The organism is Motilibacter deserti (assembly GCF_011250635.1).
Taxonomy (GTDB): domain Bacteria; phylum Actinomycetota; class Actinomycetes; order Motilibacterales; family Motilibacteraceae; genus Motilibacter_A; species Motilibacter_A deserti.
In genome coordinates this window covers 164,007-172,534 of sequence record NZ_JAANNP010000005.1, presented here as the reverse complement: position 1 = coordinate 172,534, position 8,528 = coordinate 164,007, and the positions used below count along the sequence as shown (strand labels likewise).

7 protein-coding genes are annotated in these 8,528 nt (G+C 74.6%); 4 read left to right on the top strand and 3 right to left on the bottom strand.

Going from position 1 to position 8,528, the window contains the following annotated elements:
* Positions 1-563: 563 nt before the first annotated feature.
* From G9H71_RS11360 to G9H71_RS11350, 3 genes are all read right to left on the bottom strand, one after another.
* The gene (locus G9H71_RS11360) at positions 564-1,232 is read right to left on the bottom strand and encodes a response regulator (RefSeq protein ID WP_166281808.1); all 669 of its coding nucleotides are present in this window, start codon (positions 1,230-1,232) and stop codon (positions 564-566) included.
* Positions 1,229-2,440 (bottom strand): sensor histidine kinase, encoded by a 1,212-nt coding sequence (locus G9H71_RS25075; RefSeq protein ID WP_331272915.1) that lies wholly within the window; start codon positions 2,438-2,440, stop codon positions 1,229-1,231. The genes G9H71_RS11360 and G9H71_RS25075 overlap by 4 nt, the downstream gene beginning before the upstream one ends.
* Before the next feature lie 128 nt (positions 2,441-2,568).
* Positions 2,569-3,474: a RecB family exonuclease gene (locus G9H71_RS11350; protein WP_166281806.1), complete on the bottom strand. Its 906-nt coding sequence runs from the start codon at positions 3,472-3,474 to the stop codon at positions 2,569-2,571.
* Positions 3,475-3,574: 100 nt separating this feature from the next.
* Between G9H71_RS11350 and G9H71_RS11345 the strand changes: the two genes are divergently transcribed.
* The 4 genes from G9H71_RS11345 (at position 3,575) to G9H71_RS11330 (ending at position 8,523) form a co-directional block, all read left to right on the top strand.
* Positions 3,575-4,690, top strand: coding sequence for a M50 family metallopeptidase (locus G9H71_RS11345; protein WP_166281804.1), 1,116 nt, complete (start codon positions 3,575-3,577; stop codon positions 4,688-4,690).
* A 17-nt stretch (positions 4,691-4,707) separates the two neighbouring features.
* A complete protein-coding gene (locus G9H71_RS11340) occupies positions 4,708-5,715 on the top strand; it encodes a tRNA (adenine-N1)-methyltransferase (protein WP_196791996.1) in 1,008 nt (335 codons plus the stop codon).
* A 253-nt stretch (positions 5,716-5,968) separates the two neighbouring features.
* Positions 5,969-7,663 carry a proteasome ATPase gene (arc, locus tag G9H71_RS11335; RefSeq protein ID WP_407939730.1) on the top strand — a complete coding sequence of 565 codons (1,695 nt, stop codon included), beginning with the start codon at positions 5,969-5,971 and terminating at the stop codon, positions 7,661-7,663.
* Positions 7,660-8,523: an alpha/beta hydrolase family protein gene (locus G9H71_RS11330; RefSeq protein WP_166281854.1), complete on the top strand. Its 864-nt coding sequence runs from the start codon at positions 7,660-7,662 to the stop codon at positions 8,521-8,523. The genes arc and G9H71_RS11330 overlap by 4 nt, the downstream gene beginning before the upstream one ends.
* Positions 8,524-8,528 lie beyond the last annotated feature (5 nt).

Here is an 8,528-nt window from a genome sequence, read left to right as displayed (position 1 = left end):
CCCGCGCCGTACACCTTCGACAGACCCACCGTCCGCGCCGCCGCTGCGGTCGCGTTGAGAACTGCGGTCATGAGCACTCCCCAGAAGTCGTCTTCCTGACGGCTCAGACGCTATTGACGGCAGGGTCAGCGCCGCGTCGTCCTGGCGGGCGGACTCCGGGTCATCCCTGCGGCGGAGCGATCACGCCTGTGGGGGGACGTCCCCTAAGGGGCCTCCACCAGGGGGCGTTCAGCGCGGGGACCCCGCGGCGGAAGGTCGCCCGATCGGGGCCGCGGGCGGGCCGTCTCCTCCCGAGGCCGGCAGCGCGGGCACCCGGGGCGGAGATCCCGCGCCGTGCCGGTGGGCGACGAGCTCATTCCTCCCGGAGACGAACAGCAGTTTGCAGTTCGAGCTTCGGGTCACCGCCCCCGGTCGAGCGCGGCTGCCCCCGCTGCCGCCGGCGTTCCCACAGCCTCGCGATCGCTCGGCCGCACGTCCCGCCCGCTGGCCGCACTTCCCGCCCGTGACCGCGGGAGGGAGGAGGGGTCAGCAGGCGGGAAGCGGGGTCGGCGGGGGCGGTCGCCTCACCCCACGCCCGGGCGCACCAGCCCGCTCTCGTAGGCGAACACGCATGCCTGAACCCGGTCTCGTAGGTTCAGCTTGGTCAGGACGTGCCCGACGTGGGTCTTGACCGTCGTCTCGGAGACGAAGAGCTCGCCGGCGATCTCGGCGTTGGACATGCCGCGGGCGACCAGCCGCAGGACCTCGACCTCGCGCTCGGTGAGCGTCCCCAGCGCCTCCGGGAGCGCCGCCTCGCCGGCCGCCGGGAGCCGGTCGGCGAAACGGTCCAGCAGCCTCCGGGTCACGCGCGGCGCGACGATAGCCTCTCCGGCCGCGACGACATGGATGGCGGCGATGAGGTCGTCGGCCGGCGCGTCCTTGAGCAGGAAGCCGCTCGCGCCGGCGCGCAGCGCCTCCACGACGTACTCGTCGAGGTCGAAGGTGGTCAGCACGAGCACGCGCGCCGTCAGTCCCGGGTCGCCGACGATGCGCCGCGTCGCCTCGACCCCGTCCATGCGCGGCATGCGGATGTCCATGAGGACGACGTCGGGGGAGTGGGTACGCGCCCGCTCCACGGCCTCGACACCGTCGCCGGCCTCGGCGACCACCTCGAGCCCGTCCTCGGCCTCGAGGATCATGCGGAAGCCCGTGCGCAGGAGCGGCTGGTCGTCGACCAGGAGCAGCCGGGTCATGCGCGCACCTGCTCCACCGGGATGCGGGCGTTCACGACGTAGCCGCCACCGGAGCCGGGCCCGGCCTGCAGCGAGCCGCCGTAGAGCGAGACGCGCTCGCGCATCCCGACGAGGCCGTGGCCGGGTCGGAGAGCGGCGCCCCCGCTCGCACCCGGGAACACCGCCGCGCCGCGCCCGGAGTCGCGTACCTCCACCTCGACCGCCGCGGGCCGGTAGCAGAGCCGGACCTGCGCCTGCGCGGGGCCGGCGTGCTTGAGGGTGTTGGTCAACGCCTCCTGCACGATCCGGTAGACCGCCAGCTCGACGCCGGCGGGCAGCGGGCGCGGGCCGCCCTCGACCTGCAGCTCGACGCCGAGCCCGGCCTCGCGCACCTTGCCCACCAGGTCCGGCAGGTCGCACGTGCCCGGCTGCGGGGCGAGCGCGTCGTCGGGGCGTTCGACATCGCGCAGCACGCCGAGGATCCTCCGCATCTCCATGAGCGCGGCCCGGCCGGTGTCCTCGACAGCGGCCATGGCCTCCTTGCTCCGCACGATGTCACGGTCGGCCATCCGACGCGCGGCCGAGGCCTGGACGGTCATGACCGAGATCGAGTGTGCGACGACGTCGTGCATCTCCCGGGCGATCCGAGCGCGCTCCTCGGACAGCGTGGCCCGCACCGCGGCCTCCCGCTCGGCCTCGAGCCGCTGGGCCCGGGCCTCGAGCTCGGCGGTGTAGGCCCGGCGGTAGCGGATGGCGCGGCCGAAGGCCCACGCGCCGAAGAACATCGCGCCGCCCGCGACCGTCCCGGCCCACGCGTCGTCGTAGGCGTCGAAGGCGGTCGCCACGAGGTAGGCGACGACGACCACGCCGAACGCGCCGAACGACTGACGTCGCGGGCACTGCAGGGCGGCGGTGTAGACGAGCAGGAGCCCGGACAGCACCGCCGTGCTCGGCGGGTAGCCCAGGACCGACGCGAGGACGGCGGGTACGACCAGCGGGAGGAGGGCCAGCGGGTGCCGCCGCCGCAGGACCAGCGGCAGCGTGTAGGCGAGGGTCAGGGCCACGGCGAGGGCGTCGGGGTCGCGCAACGGCTCGCGCAGGTTCTCCGTCGCCGGCTCCGCCTTCAGCACCAGCAGGGCGAGCACGGCCAGGCAGACCGCCACCGCACCGTCCGGCACCGTCGGGTGCTGCCCCATCCACGCACGGGCCCGCGCCCAGGTTGCTCCCACCTGTCAGACGGTAGGTGCCCCTGCAACGACCTGCGTCGTGCGTCCGGCCGAACGCGTCCTCCTCCTCAAGGAGGACGCAAGCCCGACGGGGCCAGCCGGCCGCACTCGACGACGGCGCCCGAGGCGGCTCAGCCGGCCACGCTCGACGTCCGTGGCCCGGGGTAGCGCGGCGGGGTCCCGCCGCGCGCGGGGCAGATCGCGTGGTGCGCGCAGAACCCGCACATGCGCCCCGGGCTCGGCCGGAAGTCGCCGGTCTGCGTCGCCAGTCGGATCGCGTCCCACACCGCGAGCACCTTGCGCTCTGTGGCGCGCAGGTCGGCCTCGTCCGGCTCGTAGCGCAGCGCCTCCCCGCTGCCGAGGTAGAGCAGCTGCAGCAGCCGCGGAACCTCGCCGCGCAGGCGCCAGAGAACGAGGGCGTAGAACCGCAGCTGGAACAGCGCCGCGGCCTCGAACCCGCGGCCGGGCGCGCGCCCGGTCTTGTAGTCCACGACGCGCATGGCGCCGGAGGGCGCGACGTCCAGCCGGTCGAGGTAGCCACGCAGCACGAGGCCGCCCTCGAGCGTGGTCTCGACCAGCAGCTCGCGCTCGGCCGGCTCGAGCCGCTGCGGGTCCTCCAGCCGGAAGTAGCGGTCGAGGAGCGGGCGGGCCGAGGCGAGCCACCGCCCGAGCTCCTCGGGCCCGTCGAACAGCGTCTCCAGCTCCGGCTCCTCGGCCCGCAGCCGCTCCCACTCGGGGGCGAGCAGGGCGTCGGCGGCCGCGGGCGTCCGCTCGCCGGCGGGCAGGTCGAAGAGCCGCTCGAGGACGGCGTGGACGAGGCTGCCCCGGGCGGCAGCGGCGCTCGGCGGCTCGGGCAGCCGGTCGACGACCCGGAACCGGTAGAGCAGCGCGCACGTCAGGAAGTCCCCGGCCCGCGACGGCGAGAGCGAGCCGACCGCCGCTCCCGCGAGCGCAGAGGTGGGCTCCGGGCCGGGGCTCGCGGTGCTTCCCCCGGCGAGCGCCTGCCCGGGCACCAGGAGCGTCGTCGTGCCGGCCATGCCGACGACACTAGGCGCCGGCACCGACAGCCGGCGCACGACGAGCCGTCCGGCCGCGCGCGGCCCTGGGCGCCCGCTCGCCGCCCCCTACGATGCGGGGGTGAGGACGTCGGGCGGGATCGTGCTCGCCCGGGTGGGCGGTGTGCCGGTGGTCGTGCGCCCGTCGTGGCTGGTCGTGGCGCTCGTCATCACGTGGGTGTTCGGCCCCGTGCTGGCCGACGCCGTGCCCGGGCTGGGCGGTTGGGCGTACGCCGCGTCCGCGGCCTTCACCGTCCTGCTCTACGCGTCGGTCCTCGTGCACGAGCTGGGCCACGTCGTCGTCGCCCGCGCGTTCGGGCTCCCGGTGCACCGGGTCGAGCTCAGCCTGCTCGGCGGCGGGTCGCACCTCGGAGCCTCCGCGCCCGTGCCCGGCCGCGAGGCGGCGGTCGCGGCCGCCGGCCCGGCTCTCTCGCTGCTGCTCGGCGCCGTCGGGCTCGCGGTCGGGCAGGCTGCGGCCGACGGCACGCTGCTGCGCGCCCTGCTCGTCCAGGTGGCCGTCGCCAACCTGCTCGTCGGCCTGGTCAACCTGCTGCCCGGCCTGCCGCTCGACGGCGGGCGCGTGCTGACCGCCGCCGTCTGGAAGGCCACCGGGCGCAGGCCGACGGGCGCACGCGCCGGCGCGTGGGGCGGCCGGGCCGTGGCGGTCCTCGCCCTCGTCGTGCCCGTGGCGCTCGACGTCGCTGCGGACGGCGTCGCCGAGCCCCTTCCCGTCCTGCTCGGGCTGGCCCTCGCGCTCCCGCTCTGGCTGGCCGCGTCCGCCGCCCTCGAGGCTGCCCAGCTGTCCGAGCGCGTGCCGCGGCTCAGCGCGGGCGCGCTCGTCCAGCCCGCCGTCGCGGTCCTCGGCGCCACACCGGTGTCCGAGGCGATGCGCCGGGCCGCCGAGGCGGGCGCGCGCGCCCTCGTCGTCGTCGCCGCCGACGGCCGCCCCGTCGCGGTCGCCGACGAGCAGCGGCTGTCCGCCGTACCCGACGCCCGTCGGCCGTGGACCACGGCCGCCGACGCCTCCCACCGGCTCGCCGCCGGTTCCGCCATCCGTTCCGATCTGACCGGGGAGGACCTCCTGTCGGCCCTGCACAACGCCCCAGCGCCCGAATACCTCGTACTCACGCCGGACGGGCAGGTCAGCGGCGTGCTGGCCGCCCGTGACGTGCGCCGCGCCCTCGGAGGGCCCGCGTGACCTCGCCCGCAGAGCCCCTGCAGCCCGCCGAGCCGTCGCAGCCCGCCGAGCCCGACGCTCGACCCGTGCCCGCGGGCGCCGACGAGGACCGCCGGGGGCCGTTCCGCCCCGGCGACCGGGTGCAGCTGACCGACCCCAAGGGCCGGCACCACACCATCACGCTCACCCCGGGCAAGGAGTTCCACACCCACCGCGGGTCGTTCGCCCACGAGGAGCTCTTCGGCAAGCCGGAGGGTTGGGTCGTGCGCAACACCGGCGGCATCGACTACCTCGTGCTGCGGCCGCTGCTCAGCGACTTCGTGCTCTCGATGCCGCGCGGCGCCACGGTCGTCTATCCCAAGGACGCCGGCCAGATCGTCCAGATGGCCGACATCTTCCCGGGGGCACGGGTGATCGAGGCCGGCGCCGGGTCCGGCGCGCTCTCGCTCTCGCTGCTGCGCGCCGTCGGGCCGACCGGCCGGCTGGTCTCCTTCGAGCGCCGGGCCGATTTCGCCGATGTGGCGCGGGCCAACGTCGAGTCGTTCCTCGGCCGGCCCCACCCCGCCTGGGACCTCGTCGTCGGCGACCTCGTCGAGGAGGTCGAGGGCGCCCAGGAGCGGCTGCTCGGCGGCGAGCCGGTCGACCGCGTCGTGCTCGACATGCTGGCGCCCTGGGAGTGCCTCGCCGCGGTGTCGAAGGCGCTCATCCCCGGCGGGGTCCTCTGCTGCTACGTCGCCACCACGACCCAGCTGTCGCGGCTGGCCGAGGCGGTGCGCGAGCACGGCACCTTCACCGAGCCCACGGGCTGGGAGTCGATGGTGCGCGGATGGCACCTCGAAGGCCTGGCCGTGCGCCCCAACCACCGGATGGTCGGCCACACCGGCTTCCTGCTCACGACGCGGCGGCTCGCCGACGGCGTGACGCCTCCGGTGCGCCGCCGCCGCCCGTCGAAGGGCGCCTACCCGGAGCCGGCGGAGGTCCCTGCACCGACCGCGGCCGACGGGGCCGCCAGCGGCGGGGAAGACGCCTCGCACGACCCGGCGTGAGATGCCGCGTGACACGGCGCGTGACATGCCGTGGGGACGCGTTGGCCTGACCCGTTCGGGGGAAGGAGGGCGTCGGCACCGTTACGACTCGGACACGGCGTCGGCGCAGGCGATGTGGCGCCTGCGAGGGTAGGGTCGATCGGACCGAGTCCCGGCGGCCTTGGAGGTGATTTGCGTGTCGAATCCTCTCGGCGGGGGGCGTGAGCCCCGTGACTACAACGCTGGTGCGGGCTTTGACGACGCACGGGCGCGTCTGCACGCGCTCGAGGAGGAGGTCGTCATGTTGCGACGCAGGCTTGCCGACTCCCCTCGGCACAGCTCCGCCCTCGAGGAGCGGCTGGCCGAGGCCCAGGCGACCCTCGCGGCGCTCAGCGGCCAGAACGAGCGCCTCGTCGCGACGCTGCGCGACGCCCGTGAGCAGATCCTCGCGCTGAAGGAAGAGGTCGACCGGCTGGCGCAGCCGCCGGCCGGCTTCGGCGTCTTCCTCTCCGCACAGGAGGACGGCACCGTCGACGTGTTCACGGGCGGGCGCAAGCTCCGGGTGAGCGTCAGCCCGGCGGTCGAGGTGGGCAGCCTGCAGCGCGGGCAGGAGCTGTTGCTCAACGAGGCGATGAACGTCGTGGGCGCGCTCGGCTTCGAGCGCGTCGGCGAGATCGTGATGCTCAAGGAGCTGCTGTCCGACGGGGAGCGGGCGCTCGTCGTCGGGCATACCGACGAGGAGCGCGTGGTGCGGCTGGCCGACCCGCTGCGCGACATGGCGCTGCGGGCGGGCGACTCCCTGCTCGTCGAGCCGCGCTCGGCCTACGCCTACGAGCGGGTCCCCAAGTCCGAGGTCGAGGAGCTCGTCCTCGAGGAGGTCCCGGACATCGAGTACTCCGCGATCGGCGGCCTGCGCAGCCAGATCGAGCAGATCCGCGACGCGGTCGAGCTGCCCTACCTCCACGCGGACCTGTTCGCCGAGCACAAGCTGCGGCCCCCGAAGGGGATCCTGCTCTACGGCCCGCCCGGGTGCGGCAAGACGCTCATCGCCAAGGCGGTCGCCAACTCGCTGGCCAAGAAGGTCGCCGAGGTCACCGGCCGTCCGCAGGGCAAGAGCTTCTTCCTCAACATCAAGGGCCCGGAGCTGCTCAACAAGTACGTCGGCGAGACCGAGCGCCACATCCGGCTCGTCTTCCAGCGTGCTCGTGAGAAGGCCAGCGAGGGCGTCCCGGTCATCGTGTTCTTCGACGAGATGGACTCGCTGTTCAGGACTCGTGGTTCAGGTGTCAGCAGCGACGTGGAGAACACCATCGTCCCGCAGATGCTGAGCGAGATCGACGGCGTCGAGGGGCTCGAGAACGTCATCGTCATCGGCGCGTCCAACCGCGAGGACATGATCGACCCGGCGATCCTGCGCCCGGGCCGACTGGACGTGAAGATCAAGATCGAGCGCCCCGACGCGGAGTCGGCGCGTGACATCTTCTCCAAGTACATCACCGCGGACCTGCCGCTCCACGCCGACGACCTGGCCGAGCACGGGGGCAACCGCGAGGCGACGGTGCAGGGGATGATCCAGCGCGTCGTCGAGCGGATGTACTCCGAGGTCGAGGAGAACCGCTTCCTCGAGGTGACCTACGCCAACGGTGACAAGGAAGTCCTCTACTTCAAGGACTTCAACTCGGGCGCGATGCTGCAGAACATCGTCGACCGGGCGAAGAAGATGGCGATCAAGGACCTGCTCGACCTCGGCCAGCGCGGCCTGCGGGTGCAGCACCTGCTCGCGGCCTGTGTGGACGAGTTCAAGGAGAACGAGGACCTGCCCAACACCACCAACCCCGACGACTGGGCCCGGATCTCGGGCAAGAAGGGCGAGCGGATCGTCTACATCCGCACGCTCATCCAGGGCAAGCAGGGCACGGAGGCGGGCCGCTCGATCGACACGGTCGCCAACACGGGCCAGTACCTCTGACCAGGCCCGACCCGCGCGCCGTCCTCACCCGGGCCGCGGCACCGCCGGACACCGTCCTGCGGTACGCCCCGGGCGAGGACGGCGTCGTCGACCTCCGGGCGCCGCGCCGGCCGGACGGCGGCCTCCTGACCGACGCCGGTGCTCCGCTCGTCATCGTCCTGCACGGCGGCTTCTGGCGCTCGGGGTACGACCGGGTCTCCGCCGGCGTCGGCCCGCTGGCCGCTGCGCTGGCCGGGCACGGGTTCGCCGTGGCCACGCCGGAGTACCGCCGCGTCGGACAGCCCGGCGGCGGGTGGCCGGGCACCTTCGACGACGTGGCCCGTGCGGTCGACGCGGTCCCCGCGCTCGCGGCCGCCGAGCTGGGCGCCGCCGTCGACCCGGCGCGCGTGCTGCTGCTCGGTCACTCGGCCGGGGGCCACCTGGCGGCGTGGTACGCCTCCCGCCCCAACCTGCCGGCCGGCTCGCCCTGGTTCACGGACGCCCCGCTGCCGGTTCGGGGCGTGGTCTCGCTGGCCGGCGTGCTCGACCTCCGGCTGGCCGCTGCCCTGCAGCTCGGCGACGGGGCCACCCAGGCCCTGCTCGGCGGCGAGCCGGTGGAGGAGCCGGACCGCTACGCGGCCGCCGACCCCTCGAGCCTGACACCGCCCGCCGTGCCGATAGCGCTGCTGCACGGCGAGGACGACGTGCAGGTCCCCGTCGGGCTGTCCCGGGCGTACGAGCGCGCGGCGCGCGCGGACGGGGGCGACGCCCGGCTCACGGTCCTTCCGGGGATCGAGCACTTCGGCCTCGTCGACCCCGCGTCGGGCGCCTGGCCCTCCGTCTGCTCGACGATCGAGAGCCTGCTCAACGTCGATCAGTAGGTCGA

Coding starts and splice junctions, on each gene's coding strand:
- G9H71_RS11350 (WP_166281806.1), bottom strand. CDS start 3,474: ATGGCCGGCACGACGACGCTCCTGGTGCCCGGGCAGGCGCTCGCCGGG.
- G9H71_RS11360 (WP_166281808.1), bottom strand. CDS start 1,232: ATGACCCGGCTGCTCCTGGTCGACGACCAGCCGCTCCTGCGCACGGGC.